Below are 19,779 nucleotides of genomic sequence, written 5' to 3'. Positions count from 1 at the left end.
CGCGGATCGTCCAGCGCGCCGGCCGGTCGGCAACATCGCGGACGACGCAGCACACATACCTATTCGATGACGCCGCGCATCGCACGCGGCGCACTGACAACGTTTGGAGACACGTTCATGATCGACGAAGCAGGCTGCGCCGTGCGCGGCCCCGCACGCACCCCGTTCAGGCTCACGCGGCTTGCCGCCGCGTTCTCGCTGGCCGTCGCATCGGCCGCGCTGCATGCGGCGCCGGACCCGACGACGATGGTCGCCGCGGACAGCGCGCCGGGCGGCCTCTCGCAGGCCACCGGCGTCGTGCCGGCCGACACGAGTGCCACCAACGTGGCGACGCCGACGCCGTCGTCGGCCTGGAACCAGCTGACGCCGTGGACGCAGTTCCATGGCTATCTGCGGGCCGGCGTCGGCACGAGCGACGGCCATTCGCAGGCCTGCTTCCAGTTGCCGGGCGCACAGAGCAAATACCGGCTCGGCAACGAGTGCCAGATCTACAGCGAACTGGAGATCGACCAGACGCTGTACAAGTTTTCGAACGGCATGCAGCTGTCGGCAGTCGGCATGGCGAGCCTCGTCAACGATCTCGACCGCACGCCAACCTTCGACGGCAATCACGGAAGGATTCGCCTGCCGCAGTCGTACGTGCAGCTCACGAACCTTCCGGGGCTCGACGACATGCGGATCTGGTTCGGGCGCATCTACTACCGGCGCAACGACGTTCACATGAACGACTTCTACTACTGGAACCCGAGCGGCCTTGGCGCGGGCGTCGAGAACGTGCCGATCGGCGGCGGCCTGAAACTCAGCTATGCGCTGTTCCGCGAAGACTACATCGATCAGCCCAACTACGCGACGCGCCACGACCTGCAACTGTCGGGCGTGCACCCGAACCCCGGCGGCGAACTGCAGTTCGGGCTGTCTTACATCCCGGCCCGCGCGCCGGTGCTGAATGCGGGCGGCCTGCTGCAGGACGCGCATAGTGGCTGGTCGTTCACGGTCCAGCACGTGCAGACCAACCTGCTCGGCGGCAAGAACAAGCTCGCGTTCCAGTACGGCGTCGGTCCGGGCACGGGCCTCGGCTACACGGGAACGCTGACCAACGACAACCGCTACAAGAGCGTGCGTATCCTCGACGCGTTCGACTGGCAGGCGACGCGCGACTTCGGCGGACAGGTGGTCGGCATCTACCAGCGCGATATCGCGCCGTCGGGCGGGTCGCAGACCTGGGTATCGATGGGCGTGCGACCGGTGTATGCGTTCACGCAGCACATCAAGCTGCAGGGCGACCTCGGACACGATCGCGTGACGCCGTCCGGCGGCCCGACGCGCACGCTGCTGAAGGCGAGCGTCGCGCTGACGCTCGCGATGGACCGCTCGTTCTGGTCGCGGCCCGAATTCCGCGTGTTCTACACGTATGCCCGCTGGAACAAGGCCGCGCAGGATGCGGCGGCGCCCGGGGATCCGCTGTCGACGACGGGTATTTTCGGCACGTCGCGTACGGGTTCGACGGTCGGCGCGCAGGTCGAATGGTGGTGGTGAACGCGATGACGGAACGTTGTACGACGATATCGATGGGTGCCGATGCCACGCCGTTCTCGCGCATCGTGTTCGGGATGTGGCGGATCGGCGACTGGGCGTTGTCGGTCCGCGAGCGTCGTTCGCTGATCGAGGCAGCGCTGGAGCTCGGCGTGACGAGTTTCGACCATGCGGACATCTACGGCGACTATACGGCCGAGGGCCTGTTTGGCGACGTGCTGGCTGATGCGCCACACCTGCGCGAACGGATGCGGATCATCACGAAGTGCGGGATCCGGCTCGTCTCCGCGCGCCGGCCCGCGCACGGGATCAAGCACTACGACACGCGGGCCGCGCATGTCATCGCGTCGGTCGAGCAGTCGTTGCGCGCGCTGCGCACCGACCGGCTCGACTTGCTGCTGCTGCATCGTCCCGATCCGCTGATGGATGCCGACGAAGTCGCGACGACCTTTGCCGCGCTCCGGCGTGACGGAAAGGTGAGCGAATTCGGGATATCGAACTTTACGGCGGCGCAGGCAGCGTTGCTGCAAGACCGGATGGCGGCGCACGGGATGTCGCTCGCGACGAACCAGGTCGAATGTTCGCTGCTGCATCTCGCGCCGCTCGACGACGGTACATTCGATCAGGCGCAGCGCTGGCGCTGTCCGCCGATGCTGTGGTCGCCGCTCGCGGGCGGACGCCTGTTGACCGATGCGTCGCCCGTCGCGACGCGCGTGCGCGCGACCGCGACGCGGATCGGCGACGCGCATGGCGTGTCCGCGACGACGGTGCTGTTCGCGTGGCTGCTCGCGCTGCCGTGCCGACCGCTGCCGATCGTCGGGTCGGGCCGGATCGCGGCGCTGCGCGAAGCGGTCGAGGCAACCCGTATCACGCTCGGGCGCGAGCACTGGTTCGAGCTGCTGAGCGCGGCGCGCGGCGTGGAGGTGCCATGACCGTCGCGATCGACATGCGAATGACAATTCGGGAGATACGATGAGCGAAGCGACCATGAATGGCCATCCGGTTGCGCCGGGCGGCGTGCGCGCCGGCGAACCCCGCCTGCTGGCGGACATCGGCGGCACGCACGCGCGCTTCGCGCTGGAGACCGCGCTCGGCGGGATCGGTGACGTGCGCGTCTATCGATGCGGCGCCCATGCCGGTGTGGACGACGCAGTGCGCGCGTTCCTGCGCGACGCGGGTGGCGTGCGGGTGCGCGACGCGGCGATCGCGATCGCCAATCCCGTGGACGGCGACATGGTCAGCATGACCAATCATGACTGGCGCTTCTCGATCGACGCGACGCGCCGCGCGCTCGGATTCGACACGCTGCGCGTCTTCAACGACTTCGCGGCGCTGGCGATGGCCGTGCCGCATCTGTCCGCGGGACAACGGCGGCAGGTCGGCGGTGGGCACGCGGCGCCCGCGGGTACGATCGGCGTGCTCGGCGCCGGAACGGGGCTGGGCGTCTCGGCACTCGTGCGCGCGGGCGACGCATGGGTGCCGTTGTCCGGCGAGGGCGGGCATGTGTCGTTTGCGCCTGCCGACGCACGCGAGGCCGACGTGCTGCACTACGCGCGGGCGCGCTGGCCGCACGTATCGTTCGAGCGGCTGGTCTCGGGGCCCGGCATCGCGGTGATTCACGCGGCGCTCGCGGCGCGCGACAGCTGCGACGCGCCCGAGGCCGGCGCGACCGATACGGCAGCCATCATCGATCGTGCGCTCGATGGCGACGCACGCAGCGTGGCGACCCTGGAGTGCTTCTGCGGCATGCTCGGCACGTTCGCGGGCAATCTGGCTCTGACCCTCGGCGCGACCGGCGGCATTCATATCGGTGGGGGCGTCGTACCGCGCCTCGGTGCATTGTTCGATGCATCGCCGTTTCGTGCCCGCTTCGAGGCGAAGGGTCGCTTTGCCGGTTATCTCGCGAAGATTCCGACCTTCGTGATCACCGCGCCGCATCCGGCCTTCGTCGGCGTGTCGCGCCTGCTCGCCCGCGCGTTGGGCGAGGCCGGCTGACGCGTTGTACGGGCCGCCGAGTCGTAGCGCGAAGGTAGCCTTACCGACGCGCATCGATCGGATGGCAGCTCGCGTTGCCGCGCAAGCTCGTCCTGTTGCATGCCGATCGGTCGTGCCGCCGCCGCGGGCAACACGCGCGTGCCGCGACCGCACCGTCATGTCCGGAGGGTGTGGCTGTAGCTCGATTGTCTGAAGCGTGTCGGCGTGTTGAAAGCAATCCGGCCGCGCGCGACGCCGCCTTATGGAATACGCCGACTGGAAGTTGTCCCGGAACTCATTTACTTTTAGAACAGTTGCGCCGATGCGTCGGGCGTTCCGGAGGAGTCGTGACCGCATTCCAGAAAGTGTGGCAGTTGCTCGTCGGAAAACCGCTCGACCCGCTCGATCCGCGCACGCGGCATGCGATTGCCGTGACGCCGCTGCTGGCCTGGGTCGGGCTCGGCGCCGACGGGCTGTCGTCGTCGTGTTACGGCCCGGAGGAGGCGTTTCTCGCGCTCGGCCAGCACCATGCGCTCGCGCTGTTCCTCGCACTCGCGACCGCGGCGACCGTGTTCATCATCGCGCTCGGCTACAACCAGGTGATCGAGCTGTTCCCGACCGGCGGCGGCGGCTACCGCGTCGCGACATCGCTGCTCGGATCGAAGCCGGGGCTGGTATCCGGCGCGGCGCTGCTGGTCGACTACGTGCTGACCGTCGCGACGTCGCTCGCGAGCGGGGTCGACGCGTTCTTCAGCCTGCTGCCGGTCAGCGCGCAGGCGTTCAAGCTCACGACCGAGATCGTGCTGATCCTGATGATGACGGGGCTCAACTTCCGCGGGATGCGCGAATCGATCCTGGTGCTGCTGCCGATCTTCATCGGCTTCGTGATCCTGCACTTCGGGCTGATCGTGTATGGCGTCGCCGTGCACGGCAGCAGCCTCGCGATGGTGGTGCCCGACGCCGTGCACGAAGCGCACGGCATGTCGCAGTCGCTCGGCCTGTTCGTGCTGCTCGCGCTGCTGATGCGCGCGTTCTCGCTCGGCGGCGGTACCTATACGGGCCTCGAGGCCGTGTCGAACAACGTGAACATGCTCGCCGATCCGCGCGTGCCGAACGGGAAGGTGACGATGTGGTACATGTCGACGTCGCTCGCGTTCACGGCGGGCGGCATCATCCTGCTGTACATGCTGTGGCACGCGAAGCCCGTCGACGGCGAGACGCTGAACGCGGTCGTGTTCGGCAGCGTGATCGACCATCTCGGGCTCGGCTCGGCGTTCGCGCGCCACGCATTGCTCGCGGCCGTGCTCGCGTTCGAGGCCGGGCTGCTGCTGGTCGGCGCGCAGACGGGCTTCCTCGACGGCCCGGCCGTGCTGTCGAACATGGCGTCGGATTCGTGGGTGCCGCGCCATTTCCGCGACCTGTCGGGGCGCCTCGTGCGGCAGAACGGCATCATCGTCGTCGGGCTGTCGAGCCTGCTGATCCTGTTGTGGACGCACGGCAACGTCGACGTGCTCGTCGTGCTGTACAGCATCAACGTGTTCCTCACGTTCAGCATGTCGCTGCTCGGGCTGTGCACGTACTGGTGGCATCATCGCAGCCAGCAGGGCTGGTTCAAGCACTTCTTCCTGTCGGCGCTCGGGCTGAGCGTGACGGCGACCGTGCTCGTGATCACGCTGATCGAGAAGTTCACGGCCGGCGGCTGGCTCACGGTGCTCGTGACGAGCGCGGTGATCGCGCTGTGCTTCATGATCAACCGCCACTACGCCTATACGCGTGCGCAGCTCGCCAAGGAGGACGAACTGTTCTCGGGCAAGGCGCCCGAAATCGACGAGGCCACCGCGCCGGGCAAGCCCGACCCGTCGCAGCCGACCGCCGTGCTGCTGGTCGGCAAGCATCGCGGCGCGAGCATGCACGCGCTGCTGTGGGTCAACCGGCTGTTCCCCGGCCACTTCCGCAACGTGATCTTCCTCGCGGTCGGCGAAGTGGACGCGAAGGCGTACGACGGTCACGAACATCTCGAACGGCTGCGCCACGCGATCACCGAATCGCTCGACTACTATGTCGCGCACTGCCGCCGCAACGGCATCGCGGCCGACTACCGGATCGCGTTCGGCACGAACCCTGTCGTCGAATTCATGAACCTCGCGTCGTCGACGCTCGACGAGTATCCGAACTCGGTGTGCTTCGCGAGCAAGCTGATCTTCCGGCGCGTGAATTTCCTCACGGCCTGGCTGCACAACCAGACGCCCGTCGAGCTGCAGGCGCGCCTGCACGTCGAGGGCAAGCAGATGGTGTTGTTGCCGATGAACGTCGGGTAACGGCGCACGTCGCGTGCCGCGGCGCGTGATGGCATCACCGCACGGTTATGTGCCATTCAGGGTCTGTACGCTTGAATACATCACAATGTGATATAAAATCAAATCAGGCCTCGGTGTCATCCGGCCTCCACGCCACATACGAACCCGGCCGCGCGACGCGCGCATCGTGCCGGGCGAACGTCCGGTTCAGAAGAACGGGCGGCGCTTACGCGCAGCGGGATGGCCACGGGGCCTCGCCGCGACCGGCGGCACGATGCGCCGTACGGTACGCGGCGACGACAAGGGGAAATGACGATGCTGATCACGTTTCGCTCCTCCGCCGCACCCGATATCGTGATGCTGCGCGATCTGGCGCAGTATCTGCTCGGGTTGGTCGGCAAGGGGCTGGACGTTCGCGGCGTGATTTCCACCGATGAGCTGCCGGGTGCGATCGCGCGGCTCGAACAGGCCATCAGGGACGATGCGGCGCGAGAACGCGCACACGAGCATTCGACGCAGGCGCTGCGCGATGACGTGTCGCCGCATGCGGGCGGGCTCGCGCAGCGCGCGTGGCCGCTGCTGGACATGATGCGTGCGGCCCACGAACAGGGCCGGCACGTGATGTGGGGCGTGTAGGCGCGCATCGCGCGTGCCGCCCGCAGTACCGGACCTCCGCTGAAAGGCCGGCGGCATGCGCATCGAACGACGCGCGGCCGCCGGCCGATTTTTTTGAGCGGTGCGATCACGTGATAGCGCGATTACGGATGATGATGCGTATGCGAGCGTGACGAGCGTCGCGCGGGCCGGTGCAGCAGCCTGTCGCGCGTGCGGTCGCGGCCGCGCCCGGCCGTGAAGAACAGCACCGCGAACACGAGTAGCGCGACCAGCAAGAACGCCTGGACGATACTGTTTTCCATGTCGCCTCCAGCATGACGAGGGACAAAGGGCGCCGCGGCCGGCGGTCAGCCGGCGGGCATGAACGTGCCGGCGAGCATCGTGTCGATGAAGCGCTTGGCCAGCGCGATCGAGATCCTGACCGCGTCCGCGTCGTTGCGGAATACGTGATGCTTCGGGTCGAGCAGGTGCGCTTCGTGGCAGCCGCCGGCATCGTGCCAGACCACGACGGCGAGCGGCTCGTACAGCGCGCCGAGTTCGAGCCCTTCGCCGGCCACCGGGTCGACGAGCGCGATCGCGCGAATCCCGCACTGGCGATAGGTCAGGCAGAGCGGCGAAGCCATGACGGCCTCCGTGGCAGACGCCGGTCGTTCCGACCCCGCGCGGGGCGTGATCGGACGAATGGGCGCCGCGCCGTATTCACGTCAGCATCGGTATCGCTTCGATCAGCGCGATGCCGAGCAACGCACCGATCGCGGCGCCGACCAGTCTCGGATGCCACCGTAGATGGAGTGCCGTCAGCAGTGCGCCAAACAGGACCAGGCCCAGCAGCGTGAACGCGATTACGAGGTAACCCATCTCGAAGTCGCTATTGATGATCGCCATGATGCCTCCTTCCCCATGTCGGCGTGTCGTGTCCGGCAGCGTGTCATTCCGTCGACGTCGCACGCATGGATGATCTGACTGAATTATATGTCGCGACGTGATGCAAAAAAGCTCTCTCGCCCGGGACAGCGCGCACGGGGCGGCATACCGGCGTGGCGAAGCGGGTGATGCACGCGCGGCCGGCTCGCCGCCGCGCGGCTTGACGCTCGCCGGCACGTCACCCACACTGGTTCGCACGACGGGCATGCGGCGCGCGAGCGGTCATGTGCGTGTCATGCGGATCGAACCGTCCGCGCCGGCGCGCGGCCCTGGCGCCCGGCAACGAACGCGCGGAGAGCTTCGACGTGGTGCTTTTTCCTTCCCGCTGGACCGGCCGCCTGCTCGCCTGCGCGATCGCGCTCGGCGCAGGCGCTGCCGTGGCCGATGTGCGCGACAACGGCGACCCGGGCACCGACGCGCCCGTCACGATCGTCAGCGATGTGCACGAATTCGTGATCCAGCACGACGGTTCGCTCGACGAGCATGACGACTCGACGCTGCGTGCGAATAACGCGAGCGGCATCGACGCGGTTGCGCAGCGCTACGTGTGGTTCGACAAGAATCTCGAGAAGGTGGACCTGCTGGCGGCCGAGACGATCGACCGCGACGGTGTCGCGCATCCGGTCGGCGCGGACGGCATCCGCGACGTGCAGGAGCCGCGCTCGGCCGGCGCGCCGACGTTCCAGGACGGGCTGTTGCGCACCGTCGTGTTTCCCGGCGTCGAAGCCGGGTCGAGCACGCGCGTGGCGTTCCGCAAGACCCGCACGAAGCCGGTCAACCGCGGCTACTTCGGCTACACCGTCGAGCCGTCGCGCGAGCCGGTCGACAGCCAGCGGCTGATCTTCGACGTGCCGGCCGACATGCCGCTGTACGCGGATGCACGCGGCTACGTCGCGCTGCCGCCGGTCACCGCGAACGGCCGCACGCGCTACGAATTCGACTACCGGCACGGCCCGTACGACCGCATCGAGAACGGTGCGGTCGGCTACGCGACCTACGGCGACCGGCTCGTCGTGTCGACGCTGCCCGACTACGCGGCGTTCGCCGCGCGCTACCGCGACGCGGCCGTCGATCCGGGCACGGACGATCCGGCCGTTGCGCAACTGGCGCGCACGCTCACCGCGGGTGCCGCCGGCCCGCGCGACAAGGCGCGCATCCTGTACGACTGGGTGCAGGCGAACATCCGCTACGTCGGGCTGTTTCTCGGCGAAACAGCCGCCGCGCCGCATCGCGTCACGGACATCCTGCGCAACCGCTACGGCGACTGCAAGGATCATGTCGCGCTGTTCGGCGCGCTGCTCGCGGCGGTCGGCATCCGCAGCGAACCGGTGCTGCTCAATCTCGGGTCGGTCTACACGCTGCCGTCGGTGCCCGGGTACGGCGGCGGCGCGATCAATCACGCGATCACGTGGCTGCCCGATCTCGCACTTTATGCGGATACGACGACAGCCGGCATCGCGTTCGGCTATCTGCCGCCGATCGTGATGGACCGTCCCGCGCTGCGCGTCGACACGGGTGTGCTGTCGCGCACGCCGGCCACGCAGCCGCGCGGCCGCATCGCGCGGGTCGAGATCGATGCAGCCGGGCCCGGCGCCACGCGTTTTCACGCGTACATCGAGGACGACGGCTGGACGGCCGAACTCGAACGCAACCTGTTTCGCCGCGCGACGCCCGACCTCATTGCGCAGCTCGCGAACGATCGCCTGCGGCAAAGCGGCTTGCGCGGCCGCGCGCAACTGTCGACCAGCGACCGGCGCGTGACCGACGGGCCTTTCGACGTGACGGTCTCGGGCACGCTGGATCATTTCGTGTGGCCCGACGGCACGACCGCGTTGCCCGCGCTGTCGAGCCTGACGGGCGGCATCGCGACGCAGGTCGAGCACTGGCTGGCCGAACCGGTGCGCACGCAACCGTGGGGCTGCATCGGCGGCACGTTCGACGAGACCGGCCAGATCGCGCTGCCGGCCGATGTCGCGTTGACCGACCTGCCCACCGATACGGCCGTGCACGACCGCTTCGTCGATTTCACGTCGCATTACGTATTCGACGCGGCCGCGCGCGTCGTGCAGGTCACGCGGCGGATGACCGCGGATTTCGGCCGTCAGGTGTGTACGCCGGACGAATTCACGGCGCTGCGCGCGTCGCTCGAACATATCGAACGCGACACGCAGGCGCAGATCGTCGTGCGGGCGAAAGGGCGTTGAACGGGCAGGGGACGTGCGCGCGTCGTCGCCACCGGTCGACGCGCAGGAGGGAAATCATGACGGAACGGGACTACGAGATCGCCGATCTCTCGAAGGATTTGCTGGGCCGGATCGTGCAGGGCACCGCGGCGAGCGGCGCGGTCGTGGATGCGGAGCAGTGCGCGGCGCTTGCCGTGCAGTGTGCGACGGCGCTGATCGACAAGCTGGAAGCGCGCAACGGTTGAGCGGTCGGGTTCATGCGTTGCGCGCGCATCGCTCACCGGCCCGGTATCACGGGCTGGTCGCCAGCGTGCCGCGAACGGTCGCGCGCTGACGCTGACAGTAGCGCCCGAGCCCGACAATGCCGACGAGGGAGACGAACGACAGCAGCGTGAAGAACGCCGCGAGCGGCAGCCATTGTCCGCGAAACTGCTGCGCGAGCATCGTACCGATCAGCGGCGTCGTACCGCCGGCGACCATCGCGCACAGCTGGTACGCGATCGAGATGCCGGAGTAGCGGACGCGCGTCGGAAACGCCGGGGTCATGAAGCCGGCGATGACCGCGTAGATCGCCGACAGCGTGACGACCGAGAACGAAATGCCGGCAACGATCGCGACGGGGTTCCGGGTCTGAACGAGCAGGAACATCGGATAGGGTGTCAGCATCGACAGCACGGCCGCGCAGGTGAGGAAGCGCGTCTCGCCGAAGCGTTGCGCGAGCAGCGCGGAGACGGGCTGCGACAGCAGCTGGATGAGGGTGACGACGAACAGGCAATCGAGAATGAACGACTTCGACATGCCGAGGTAGGTCGTCACGTACGAAATCATGAACGTATTCGTGAAGAAGAATCCGGCCGAGCCGATCGTCGTTGCCGCGGCGGCCAGCAGGATCGGTACCCACGCGGTGCGCAGCACTTCGGCGACGGGGTACTTGGCCACGGCGTTGGTATCGCGCACGCGTTCGAATTCGGGCGACTCCTTCACGCCGAGCCGGATCGCCATCCCGATGAGCAGCAGCACGAAGCTCGCGAGGAACGGCAGGCGCCAGCCCCAGCTGACGAAGCTGTCGTGGTCGAGCGACGTGACGAAGCGGAACGCGAGCAGCGACAGGATCAGCCCGGCGGGGCTGCCCATTTGCGGGAACGACGCGAAGAACGTCTTGCGGCCGGCCGGCGCGTGTTCGCTCGCCATCAGCACGGCGCCGCCCCATTCGCCGCCAACCGCGATGCCCTGCAGGATCCGCAGCAGCACCAGCAGGATCGGCGCCCAGATGCCGATCGTCGCGTAGCCGGGCAACAGGCCGATGCCGGTCGTCGCGATCCCCATCAGGAACATGGTGAGCACGAGCATTTTCTTGCGGCCGATGCGGTCGCCCAGGTGGCCGAACACGGCGCCGCTCAGCGGCCGCGCGACGAAACCGACGAAAAAGGTGCCGAACGACGCCATGGTGCTCAGGAAGTGGTTGCCGCTCGGGAAGAACACGTCGCCGAGCACCAGCGCGGCGGCGGTCGCGTACGTGTAGTAGTCGTAGAACTCGACGGCGGTGCCGATGAACGCCGCGGTGGCGGCGCGCACGGGCTGATGCGTGTGGGGGGCAGGTTGAGACATGGGCTGTCCTGTCGTTCGTATGAGGGTGCCGGCCGTGCCGCGATGTTCTGCCGCGCGAGGCCCTGGCGTGCCGCAATGCGGTTTATCCGTCGCCGATATGCGTGCGTAAAATTCTGTTTTTTAATTCCGAGCATTAGCGGCGTTTATGCTCGCCGCCTGCGCATGCGCGTCGGCTACGCGCCGGCATTGCGCGTGGCGTTCGAGCAGCCGGCGCGCATTGTTTGCGTCGGGCGCATCGATGCGCCCGGAGGCGGCGGCGTGGCCGGATGCCGATTGCGCGCGATAGGCATCCAGCAGCGCGCGCGCCGCGTGCGCGTCCGCATCGGACGGCGTCAGCGCCCGGTTGATCGCGTCCACTTGCGTGGCGAACACCGCGCATTTCGACCGGAAGCCCAGCCCGGTCGACGTGGCGAGATCGTGCGCGAGGACGTCTGCCGCAAGGTAGGTGCAGGGCAGGTCGATCGGCTGGCAGCCGGCCGCGATGCATTCGATCAGGAAGCGGCTGCGCGCATGCAGCAGTTCCAGCCCGTCACGTGTGCGGCGCGCGCCGAAGCTTGCCGCGAGATCCTCGACCGCCAGCATCGCGTGACGGATGCGCGGGCTCGCGGCGAGCATCGCGCCCAGGTGCACGAGTCCGCGGGCCGATTCGATCGTCGGCACGATCTCGGTCGAGCCGTCCGGCAGGCCGTGCCGCGCTTCGAGCGCCGTCAGCGCGTCGGCGAGCCGTGCGAGCTGCGCAGGCGTTTCCGCATGCGGCAGGAAGATCGCCCCGGGGCGGCCGCGCATCACGCCTTCGAGATCGTCCTGGCCGTCCTGCTCGAGCGGATTGATCCGCACCGCGCCGAGCGCGCCGCAGGCGGCCGCGTCGCCGAGCAGCGAGACGATGCGCTGGCGCGCGGCCGGCCGGTCGGCAGGCGCGGTCATTTCTTCCAGGTCGGCGACGATCGCGTCGGCGGACGTGCCGAGCGCGGCGGCGTGAGCGGCGGCATCGGCGCCGGGGACGAAGAGCCATGCGCGTCGCAGCGCGGCAAGCGGTCGGTCAGGGTAGCGGGTCACGGTCGGGAGCAGTGTCGGGGTCGGAAAGGGGGCCGGTTGTGCGTGGCGTAACGTGAGGATCGGCCGCTTACACGCGCGCCGCACGTGCGAGCATCGCGTGCAGCAGCACGTCCGCGCCGCGCGCCACATCGGCCGGCAGTGCGTCTTCGGCTTCGTTGTGGCTCAATCCGCCGACGCACGGAATGAACACCATCGCGGTCGGGCAGTGTTTGGCGAGATGGATCGCGTCGTGTCCGGCGCCGCTGATGATGCGCTGGTTCGGATAGTCGAGCATGTCGACCGCGCGCTGAACGGCGTCGACGCAGGCCGGATCGAACGGCGTCGACGGGCTGACCCAGTGTTGCCCGATCTCGACCGACACGCCGCGCCGCGCGGCCACTTTGCCGAAACGTGCGCGCACGGCGGCTTCCATGTCGGCGATCGCCGCGTCGTCCGGATGGCGCAGGTCGACCGTGAACGTGACCTCACCCGCGATCGTGTTGCGCGACGCGTTGCGGATCTGCCATTCGCCGATCGTCGTCAGTCCCAGCGGGAAGTATTCGGCCGCGATCGCCTCGAGTTCGGCCGCCATGTCGGTGGCGGCAAACAGTGCATCTCGCCGGTACTGCATCGGCGTCGTGCCCGCATGGGCGGCTTGCCCCGCGACGCGCACGTCGAGCCAGAGGATCGCCTGGCCGCCCGTGACGACGCCGATCGGCACGCCGTTTTCCTCGAGCACCGGCCCTTGTTCGATATGCGCTTCGAAATAGGCGTCGAACGGCGCGCCGGGCACGGCGCGCTCGCCCGCATAGCCGCTCGCGCGGAGCGCATCGGCGACGCTTGCGCCGGCCGCATCGCGTGACGCGAGCGCCGCGTCGAGCGGCATCACGCCGGTGAACGCGGCGGAGCCGAGCATCGCGGGCGTGAACCGCGCGCCTTCCTCGTTGGTCCACACGACGATCTCGATCGGCCGTTCGGTGGCGATCCCCGCGTCGTTCAGCGTGCGCACGACCTCGAGCGCGGCGAGTACGCCGTACACGCCGTCGAAGCGCCCGCCTTCCGGCTGGGTATCGAGGTGGCTGCCGCTCGCGACGGGCGCCGCGTCCGGCCGCAGGCCCGCGCGCCGCGCGAACAGGTTGCCGACGCGATCGACGGTGAGCGTGAGCCCCGCGTCCCGGCACCACGTCTCGAAGCGCGCGCGGCCGGCCGCGTCTTCGTCGGTCAGCGCGAGGCGGCGCACGCCGCCTTTCGCGGTCGCGCCCACTTGCGCCATGTCCATGAGGCTCTGCCAGAGCCGCTCCGCATTGATCTTCAGCATCGTCGAGGTTCCTGATCGGTCGGCCGCCCACGGGCCGGTGTTCATCGTGTCGTCTTTATCGAAAATCAAAAATAATTAGTCCAATTTTTAATCGTTATCCTGAGTATAATTTTCACGAATGATGAAGCCGCGAGATCCGTGATGAGCAAAGACCGCCCCGACACCTACCTGAACGACCGCCTCGACTGGAACCTGTTGCGCACCTTTCTCGCGATTGCGCGCGAGCAGAGCGTGAGTCGCGCGGCGATGCGCCTGCACCTCACGCAGCCGGCCGTGAGCCAGGCGCTGCGGCGGCTCGAGGAGCAACTCGGCCTGCGTCTCGTCGACCGCCACGGGCCGCGCATCGAGGTCACGCAGGCCGGCATCGAGGTGCAGCAGATCGCCGAAGACATCTACGGCACGATCTCGCGGCTGTCGCTTGCCGACGTCGATCGCGATCACGACATCTCGGGCACCGTGCGCATCGGGATCGTCAGCGGCATCGACTTTCCCGCGTACGACGATTTCCTCGCCGAGTTTCATCGCACCTATCCCCGCATCGAATTCGAAAGCCAGGTGATGCGCAGCGCCGACGTCGTCAACAGCCTGCAGCAGCGGGCGCTGACGCTCGGGCTGACGCCGCGCCGCGCGCTGCCGAAACGGATCGACGCCCGCGTGTTCCTGCGCCAGCATTACGCGCTGTTCTGCGGGCGCCACCATCCGCTGTTCGGGCGCGACGGCCTGCGCACGGCCGACCTGGCCGGCCTGCCGTTCGTGTCGTTCACCGGTGACAAGGTCGGCGATCACATGTCGCCGCTGACGATCTTTCGCGACGAGATGGGGTTCACCGGGCGCGTGATCGCGTCGTCGTCGAGCATGGCCGAGGTCAAGCGCTTCATCTTCGCGGGGCTCGGGATCGGCTGCCTGCCCGAGCACATCGTCCGGGACGACATCGCGCACGGACGTTTTCAGCGCCTGCCGCCCGACGAAGGCGTGGCCGACGTCGACATCCACTTCCTGTGGTCGCAGGACCGCAAGCTCAATGCGGCCGAGGCGGCGTTCGTCGACGCGCTGAACGCGTTTCTCGACCGCCAGGAGGCGCCCGACGCACCGGCCGCGCCGTGACCCGGGCGGCCGTGACGCGGCGGCACGCGGCCGCCGGCCGTCAGTAGCCGCGTGCGACATCCACCACGTTGTGCAGCGGCTCGCCGTCCAGCAGCCGCTGTACGTTCTGCGCGACCTGCTGGCCGATCGTGTCGGAGCTGGCGACCGACGCCATGTGCGGCGTGACGATCAGGTTCGGCGCGCGCCAGAGCGGATCGTCGGCGGGCAGCGGTTCGACCGGGAACACGTCGACGAGCGCGCCGCCGAGCTGGCCGCGTTCGAGCGCCGCGGCCAGATCGGCGACGACGAGATGCTCGCCGCGTCCGACGTGGATCAGCTTCGCACCGGGCTTCAGCCGATCGAACGTGGTCGAATTCAGGATGCCGCGCGTTTCATCCGTCAGCGGCAGCAGGCACACGAGGATGTCGGTGCCGGCGAGAAACGCGTGCAGGCCGTCGTCGTGCTCGAACAGGTCGATACCGGGCAGCGCGCGTGGCTGGCGCGCCCAGCCGCGAACTGTGTAACCGCGTTGCTGGAGATCGACGGCGACACGGCTGCCGATCTCGCCGAGCCCCATGATGCCGACCGTGCATTGCGACGGATGCGCCTGGTCCGGGCGAAACCAGCGCGCCGCCTGCTGGTTGCGCATCGCGAGGTCGAGCCGGCGGTGGAAATGCAGCACGCCCCAGGCGACGAATTCGCTCATGCCGCGCGCATGCTGCGGATCGACGACGCGGCACAGCGGCAGCGCGGGCAGCGCGGGATCGGCGAGGATGTTGTCGACGCCGGCCGCGATGCTGTGGACGAGCCGCAGGTTCGGCATCGCGGCGAGCGCGCCATGAGGCGGATCCCAGCACGCGGCGATTTCCGCGTCGACCGCGCCCGGTTCGCCGTGCATCACGACGTCGAAGGCCGGCGCCGCACGCCGGATCGATCCGACGAGGTGCGACATGTCATAGCTTTTACTGAGGAGTGCGATTGTAGTCATCGGAAGCAGTGGCAGAGGCCGGCACGGAGGGCCGGCGCATGACGAAAGAGTTTCAGCAGCGGTAGTCGGACGCGGGATCGTCGATCAGGCGCAGCGCCGCGCGCCACGCGGTGTCGGCGATGTCGGCCGAATCGTCGCGCGTGAATTGCGCGGCCGTGCGCCGGCAGACGTCGGCGGGCGGCACGATCAGCTTCGCGCCGCCGGCCATCGCCTGCACCTGCGCCTGGCACGCGCGTTCGAGGAAGTAGATTTCGTGGAACGCCTCGGCGGCGGTGGCGCCGCCCGCAAGCAGGCCGTGGTTGCGCAGGATCATCGCCTTGTGCGTGGCCAGGTCGCGCACCAGCCGGTCGCGTTCGGCGAGGTCGAGCGCAATGCCCTCGTAGTCGTGATAGCCCAGCTTTTCATGGAACTTCAGCGCGTGCTGGCTGATCGGCAGCAGGCCGTGTTCCTGTGCGGACACGGCGATGCCTGCCGCGGTATGCGTGTGGACGACGAAGTGCAGGTCGTCCCGCGCGGCATGAACCGCGGAATGGATCGTAAAGCCCGCCGCGTTGACGCGGAACCGTGCCGGCTCGCTGGCCGCGCGCGGGTCGATCACGTTACCGTGCGCGTCGATCTTCACGAGATCGGACGCGCGCATCTCGTGGAACAGCACACCGTAGCGGTTGATCAGGAAAGTCGGTGTGTCGCCGGGCAGCCGCGCCGAGATGTGCGTGTCGATCATGTCCGTCATGCGGAAATGCGCGACGAGGCGATACAGTGCCGCCAGGTCGGTACGGATCGCCCATTCGTCGGGCGGGCAGTCGTGCGCGCCGGCTGGCAGGCGTGCGTCTTCGAAGGATCGCATCGGTGTCTCTCCATGTTCAGGCATTGATGGCGGGGTAGTGTTCGCCCGCGCGGGGCGGCCCGTCAATTTCATTGTGCTAATGCGGATCATTAGCGCGGCGAATGGTCGTGCTGCGCGGTGACGGACAGCACGTTGGATACCGGTTCGCCGGCCCGCAGGCGGGCGAGCAGCGCAGGTTCCGCGCGATCCGACGCGAGCGCGGCGTCGATGACGGCGGCGAGCGTCGCCGGGTCGGCGAACAGTACGCCGTTGTCGTCGGCCATCACGATCGAACCTGGCGCGACCGTCACGCCGCCGCACTGGACGGATCGGCCGAATGCGCTGGCGTCGTCGTCGAGGCGCTTGGTCGTCAACGCGCTCGTGCCGCGCGCAAAGACGGGCAGTCCGATCTGCCGAAGCTCGTGCAGATCGGTCGCCGCGCCGTCGACGACGATGCCGGCCGCTCCCGTGCATTGCGCGGCCGTCGCGGTGACCGCGCCGACACACGCATGCATGTGGTCGCCCTGCATGTCGATTACGAGCACGTCGCCCGTCGCGAGGCGGGCCAGCGCGCGATTGACCGCGACCGCGTCAGGGCTGCGCAGTTGCAGGGTGACCGCGCGGCCCACCAGCTTGACGCCGGGGACGAGCGTACGCAGTACCGGTTGTGCGAAGCCGGTTTCGAGGAAATGGCCGAGCGTCGGCAGGCTCACGTCGCGCAGTTGCTGCACGAGCGACGGATCGAGGGCGGGTGTCACGGGATTCACCGTTCGGCTGGCCGGATTCATGCGCGTTCCCCGACCGGTTCGTCGCGGTGCGCGTGCGCGGACAGGTCGCGTTTCAGCGTTTCCGTGAGCAGCAGGAGCGCGAGCGCGGAGACCAGTGCGGACGCAACCATGTACCACGCGACCGACGAGCCGCGCCCGGTCGCGGACAGCAGCGCGGTCGTCACGATCGGCGTGGCGGCGCTGCCGAGCAGGCCCGACAGCATGTAACTGACCGACAGCCCCGAATAGCGCACTTCGGTGCCGAACAGTTCGGCGAGGAACGTCGCGATCGGCCCGTAGTTGGCCGCGAACGCGGTCATCATCAGCAGGTAGCCGGCGAGCGCAAGCGAGAACTCGCGGCTGTCGAGCAGCCAGAACATCGGAAACGCAAACAGCGCCTCGGCGAGAATGCCGCCGAAGATCACGGGTTTGCGGCCGATGCGGTCCGACAGACGGCCGAACAGCGGCAGCATCACGATGCAGAGCGCGCAGGCGATCAATGCGATCGACAGCATCGCGCCGCGCGAGTAGCCGAGTGTCTGCGTACCGTACGTGAGCCCGAACGCGACCATCAGGTTGAAAGCGGTGCCGGTCGACATCGTCGCGACGCCGCCCAGCACGACCTGCTTGCCGTAGCGGCCGAGCACCGCGGCGATCGGCAGCTTCACCTGCGCGGCGGCTTCCTTGACCTTCGCGAAGGTCGGCGTTTCCGTCGTGTTCAGGCGGATATACAGGCCGACACCGACGAGCAGCGCGCTCGCGAGGAACGGAATGCGCCAGCCCCACGCGAGCAGTGCCGCGGGCGACAACATCGCACTGCTGACGAGAAATGCGAGATTCGCGATCAGCGTGCCGGCGGGGACGCCGACCTGCACCCACGAACCGAACAGGCCGCGCTTGCCGGCGGGTGCATGCTCGACCGCCATCAGTACCGCGCCGCCCCATTCGCCGCCGAGCGCGAGCCCCTGGACGATGCGCAGCGTCAGCAGCGACACGGGCGCCCAGATGCCGATCGCGCCATAGCCCGGCAACAGGCCGATCGCGAACGTCGCGCAGCCCATCAGGACCAGCGACACGAGCAGCATTGACTTGCGTCCGAGCCGGTCGCCGAAATGGCCGAACAGCGCGGCGCCGACGATGCGCGCGAGATACGCGGACGCGAAGGTGCCGAATGCGAGCAGCGTACCGACGAGCGGCACGAAGCTCGGGAAGAACACCTTGTTGAAGACGAGCGCGGACGCGGTGGCGAAGACGAACAGGTCGTACCATTCGACCGTCGTGCCGATCACGCTCGCGATGGCGATGCGCTTCAGGTCGTTGGGCGCAGCAGGAAGGGCGGGGGATGAGGCGGCGGGACGAACCGTGGCCATGGCTTTCTCCGGGGTGGGGCGGTCAGCGTTGAGATGACGGGCCGCGCGGCGTGCGCGGCAGGTGCGCCTTTATCGGAAGCCAAAAACAATAAGTAAAAGTGCGTTTTCTGATTCTTTGTATTAACGGCGTTGATGATGCATCCGGTGGTTGCCGGCGATGTTCAGTGCGGGCTGACCACCTCGCCGTCCGCGCGCACCGCGCCCGGCGGCTTGCCCACCACGCGCTTGAATGCACGGCTGAACGCGGCGAGCGAGCCGTAGCCGAGCCGGTATGCGACGGCCTCGATCGTCTCGTGGTCGCGCGTGATCCATTGTGCGGCGAGCCGCATCCGCAGCTCGGTCAGGTAGCGCACGGGCGTCATCCCGGTCGCCGCGAGAAAGCGTTCGGCAAACACCGAGCGCGACACGCCTGCTTCGGTGGCGAGTTCCGCCACGCTCCAGTTGCGACCCGGGTCGCGATGCAGCGCGACGATCGCGCGGCCGAGCTTCGGCTCGCGCAGCGCCTGCACCCAGCCCGCCGCATCGCCGCATCCGCACTCGACCCAGCCGCGCACGATGAACGCCGCGACCACGTCCGCGAGCCGCGCGAGGATGCCCGCGAAGCCCGCGCGCGCCGAGCACGCTTCGCGCTCCATCGCGTCGAGCATCGGGCGGATTTCCGGGTAGCGCGCGAGCAGCGTGCCGACGTGCATGAACTCGGGCATCGTGCCGACGAGCGGCTGCATGCCGCCGAGATCGAGCTCCATGCACGCGCTGAAGATCAGCGCATCGCCGGCGCCCGGCTCGGTCGTCGCGCAACCGGCGGGCGATACGCCGGCCGACGCGACCGACGCCACCGTATCGCAGATCTTTGCGACCTCCAAGCCGTTGATCTCGCGGCACGGTGCATCGGGGTCCGACACCAGCGCGTGCATCCCGCCGTGCGGCAGCAGGATCGCGTCGCCGGCCTCGAGCCGGATCGTGTCGCCCGACGCGTCGCGCAGCAGCACGGGCCCGCGCCCGACGAAATGGAACTGCGCGCGGCCGGTCACCTGGCCGAAGTTCAGCCCGAACGGCCGCGCGACCTGGATGCGGCGGTACTGGACGCCGCTCAGGCGCATCCCCAGCAGCAGCTCGCTGACGAGGTCGTGCACGTCGGGGATGGGCGGAAGCAGGGGCTCGGACATGTCGAGATTCGGACGATTGATCAACAAGAACGGATTGTATGTCATAGACCGTCCTGACGTGGTTCCTTACGATACGCCCTCATCAGTACTTT

At 68.3% G+C, this 19,779-nt stretch carries 18 protein-coding genes and 1 pseudogene; 8 read left to right on the top strand and 11 right to left on the bottom strand.

Annotation, left to right across the window (positions count from 1 at the left end; translation table 11 throughout):
* Positions 1-117 precede the first annotated feature (117 nt).
* The 5 genes and pseudogenes from LGN19_RS10755 (at position 118) to LGN19_RS10735 (ending at position 6,440) form a co-directional block, all read left to right on the top strand.
* The gene (locus LGN19_RS10755) at positions 118-1,536 is read left to right on the top strand and encodes a maltoporin (protein WP_226214520.1); all 1,419 of its coding nucleotides are present in this window, start codon (positions 118-120) and stop codon (positions 1,534-1,536) included.
* Positions 1,537-1,541: 5 nt separating this feature from the next.
* Positions 1,542-2,465 carry an aldo/keto reductase gene (locus LGN19_RS10750; protein WP_226214518.1) on the top strand — a complete coding sequence of 308 codons (924 nt, stop codon included), beginning with the start codon at positions 1,542-1,544 and terminating at the stop codon, positions 2,463-2,465.
* 55 nt (positions 2,466-2,520) lie between these two features.
* Positions 2,521-3,513, top strand: a pseudogene (locus LGN19_RS10745) (glucokinase); the annotation flags it as partial.
* Positions 3,514-3,854: 341 nt separating this feature from the next.
* Positions 3,855-5,825 (top strand): APC family permease, encoded by a 1,971-nt coding sequence (locus tag LGN19_RS10740; protein ID WP_122948894.1) that lies wholly within the window; start codon positions 3,855-3,857, stop codon positions 5,823-5,825.
* A gap of 294 nt (positions 5,826-6,119) precedes the next feature.
* A complete protein-coding gene (locus LGN19_RS10735; protein WP_043179198.1) occupies positions 6,120-6,440 on the top strand; it encodes a DUF1840 domain-containing protein in 321 nt (106 codons plus the stop codon).
* A gap of 122 nt (positions 6,441-6,562) precedes the next feature.
* Here LGN19_RS10735 and LGN19_RS10730 read toward each other — a convergent pair whose 3' ends face one another.
* The 3 genes from LGN19_RS10730 to LGN19_RS10720 form a co-directional block, all read right to left on the bottom strand.
* Positions 6,563-6,721: a hypothetical protein gene (locus LGN19_RS10730; RefSeq protein WP_164462800.1), complete on the bottom strand. Its 159-nt coding sequence runs from the start codon at positions 6,719-6,721 to the stop codon at positions 6,563-6,565.
* Positions 6,722-6,766: 45 nt separating this feature from the next.
* A complete protein-coding gene (locus tag LGN19_RS10725; protein WP_226214517.1) occupies positions 6,767-7,042 on the bottom strand; it encodes a hypothetical protein in 276 nt (91 codons plus the stop codon).
* Positions 7,043-7,118: 76 nt separating this feature from the next.
* Complete coding sequence (locus tag LGN19_RS10720) at positions 7,119-7,304, bottom strand: hypothetical protein (protein ID WP_122948896.1); 186 nt, start codon at positions 7,302-7,304, stop codon at positions 7,119-7,121.
* 344 nt (positions 7,305-7,648) lie between these two features.
* Here LGN19_RS10720 and LGN19_RS10715 point away from each other — a divergent pair, with 344 nt between their 5' ends.
* Both LGN19_RS10715 and LGN19_RS10710 read left to right on the top strand, forming a co-directional pair.
* Positions 7,649-9,547 (top strand): DUF3857 domain-containing protein, encoded by a 1,899-nt coding sequence (locus LGN19_RS10715; protein ID WP_226214515.1) that lies wholly within the window; start codon positions 7,649-7,651, stop codon positions 9,545-9,547.
* A gap of 56 nt (positions 9,548-9,603) precedes the next feature.
* Complete coding sequence (locus LGN19_RS10710; protein ID WP_164462801.1) at positions 9,604-9,771, top strand: hypothetical protein; 168 nt, start codon at positions 9,604-9,606, stop codon at positions 9,769-9,771.
* Between the two features lie 46 nt (positions 9,772-9,817).
* Here LGN19_RS10710 and LGN19_RS10705 read toward each other — a convergent pair whose 3' ends face one another.
* The 3 genes from LGN19_RS10705 to LGN19_RS10695 all read right to left on the bottom strand — a co-directional run bounded on the left by LGN19_RS10705 (position 9,818) and on the right by LGN19_RS10695 (position 13,487).
* Positions 9,818-11,134: an MFS transporter gene (locus tag LGN19_RS10705; RefSeq protein ID WP_174960700.1), complete on the bottom strand. Its 1,317-nt coding sequence runs from the start codon at positions 11,132-11,134 to the stop codon at positions 9,818-9,820.
* Positions 11,135-11,254: 120 nt separating this feature from the next.
* Entirely contained in the window at positions 11,255-12,190 is a 936-nt protein-coding gene (locus LGN19_RS10700; protein ID WP_226214513.1) for an HpcH/HpaI aldolase/citrate lyase family protein, read from the bottom strand.
* 67 nt (positions 12,191-12,257) lie between these two features.
* A complete protein-coding gene (locus LGN19_RS10695) occupies positions 12,258-13,487 on the bottom strand; it encodes a Zn-dependent hydrolase (protein ID WP_226214511.1) in 1,230 nt (409 codons plus the stop codon).
* 141 nt (positions 13,488-13,628) lie between these two features.
* Here LGN19_RS10695 and LGN19_RS10690 point away from each other — a divergent pair, with 141 nt between their 5' ends.
* Positions 13,629-14,591, top strand: a complete 963-nt coding sequence (locus tag LGN19_RS10690; protein ID WP_174960704.1) for a LysR family transcriptional regulator — start codon at positions 13,629-13,631, stop codon at positions 14,589-14,591.
* Between the two features lie 40 nt (positions 14,592-14,631).
* Here LGN19_RS10690 and LGN19_RS10685 read toward each other — a convergent pair whose 3' ends face one another.
* From LGN19_RS10685 to LGN19_RS10665, 5 genes are all read right to left on the bottom strand, one after another.
* The gene (locus tag LGN19_RS10685; RefSeq protein ID WP_226214509.1) at positions 14,632-15,558 is read right to left on the bottom strand and encodes a 2-hydroxyacid dehydrogenase; all 927 of its coding nucleotides are present in this window, start codon (positions 15,556-15,558) and stop codon (positions 14,632-14,634) included.
* A 52-nt stretch (positions 15,559-15,610) separates the two neighbouring features.
* Positions 15,611-16,405, bottom strand: a complete 795-nt coding sequence (locus LGN19_RS10680; protein WP_122948902.1) for a class II aldolase/adducin family protein — start codon at positions 16,403-16,405, stop codon at positions 15,611-15,613.
* An 89-nt stretch (positions 16,406-16,494) separates the two neighbouring features.
* The gene (locus LGN19_RS10675) at positions 16,495-17,142 is read right to left on the bottom strand and encodes an RraA family protein (RefSeq protein ID WP_226214508.1); all 648 of its coding nucleotides are present in this window, start codon (positions 17,140-17,142) and stop codon (positions 16,495-16,497) included.
* 26 nt (positions 17,143-17,168) lie between these two features.
* Entirely contained in the window at positions 17,169-18,521 is a 1,353-nt protein-coding gene (locus LGN19_RS10670) for an MFS transporter (RefSeq protein ID WP_122948904.1), read from the bottom strand.
* A 161-nt stretch (positions 18,522-18,682) separates the two neighbouring features.
* Entirely contained in the window at positions 18,683-19,732 is a 1,050-nt protein-coding gene (locus tag LGN19_RS10665; protein WP_175219353.1) for an AraC family transcriptional regulator, read from the bottom strand.
* Positions 19,733-19,779: the final 47 nt, after the last annotated feature.

It is taken from the genome of Burkholderia sp. AU30198 (genome assembly GCF_020419825.1).
In the GTDB taxonomy this organism is placed as follows: domain Bacteria; phylum Pseudomonadota; class Gammaproteobacteria; order Burkholderiales; family Burkholderiaceae; genus Burkholderia.
This window is presented reverse-complemented; position numbering and strand designations above follow the sequence as displayed.

Coding starts and splice junctions, on each gene's coding strand:
- LGN19_RS10755 (WP_226214520.1), top strand. CDS start 118: ATGATCGACGAAGCAGGCTGCGCCGTGCGCGGCCCCGCACGCACCCCG.
- LGN19_RS10750 (WP_226214518.1), top strand. CDS start 1,542: ATGACGGAACGTTGTACGACGATATCGATGGGTGCCGATGCCACGCCG.
- LGN19_RS10735 (WP_043179198.1), top strand. CDS start 6,120: ATGCTGATCACGTTTCGCTCCTCCGCCGCACCCGATATCGTGATGCTG.
- LGN19_RS10730 (WP_164462800.1), bottom strand. CDS start 6,721: ATGGAAAACAGTATCGTCCAGGCGTTCTTGCTGGTCGCGCTACTCGTG.
- LGN19_RS10725 (WP_226214517.1), bottom strand. CDS start 7,042: ATGGCTTCGCCGCTCTGCCTGACCTATCGCCAGTGCGGGATTCGCGCG.
- LGN19_RS10720 (WP_122948896.1), bottom strand. CDS start 7,304: ATGGCGATCATCAATAGCGACTTCGAGATGGGTTACCTCGTAATCGCG.
- LGN19_RS10710 (WP_164462801.1), top strand. CDS start 9,604: ATGACGGAACGGGACTACGAGATCGCCGATCTCTCGAAGGATTTGCTG.
- LGN19_RS10705 (WP_174960700.1), bottom strand. CDS start 11,134: ATGTCTCAACCTGCCCCCCACACGCATCAGCCCGTGCGCGCCGCCACC.
- LGN19_RS10695 (WP_226214511.1), bottom strand. CDS start 13,487: ATGCTGAAGATCAATGCGGAGCGGCTCTGGCAGAGCCTCATGGACATG.
- LGN19_RS10690 (WP_174960704.1), top strand. CDS start 13,629: ATGAGCAAAGACCGCCCCGACACCTACCTGAACGACCGCCTCGACTGG.
- LGN19_RS10685 (WP_226214509.1), bottom strand. CDS start 15,558: ATGACTACAATCGCACTCCTCAGTAAAAGCTATGACATGTCGCACCTC.
- LGN19_RS10680 (WP_122948902.1), bottom strand. CDS start 16,405: ATGCGATCCTTCGAAGACGCACGCCTGCCAGCCGGCGCGCACGACTGC.
- LGN19_RS10670 (WP_122948904.1), bottom strand. CDS start 18,521: ATGGCCACGGTTCGTCCCGCCGCCTCATCCCCCGCCCTTCCTGCTGCG.
- LGN19_RS10665 (WP_175219353.1), bottom strand. CDS start 19,732: ATGACATACAATCCGTTCTTGTTGATCAATCGTCCGAATCTCGACATG.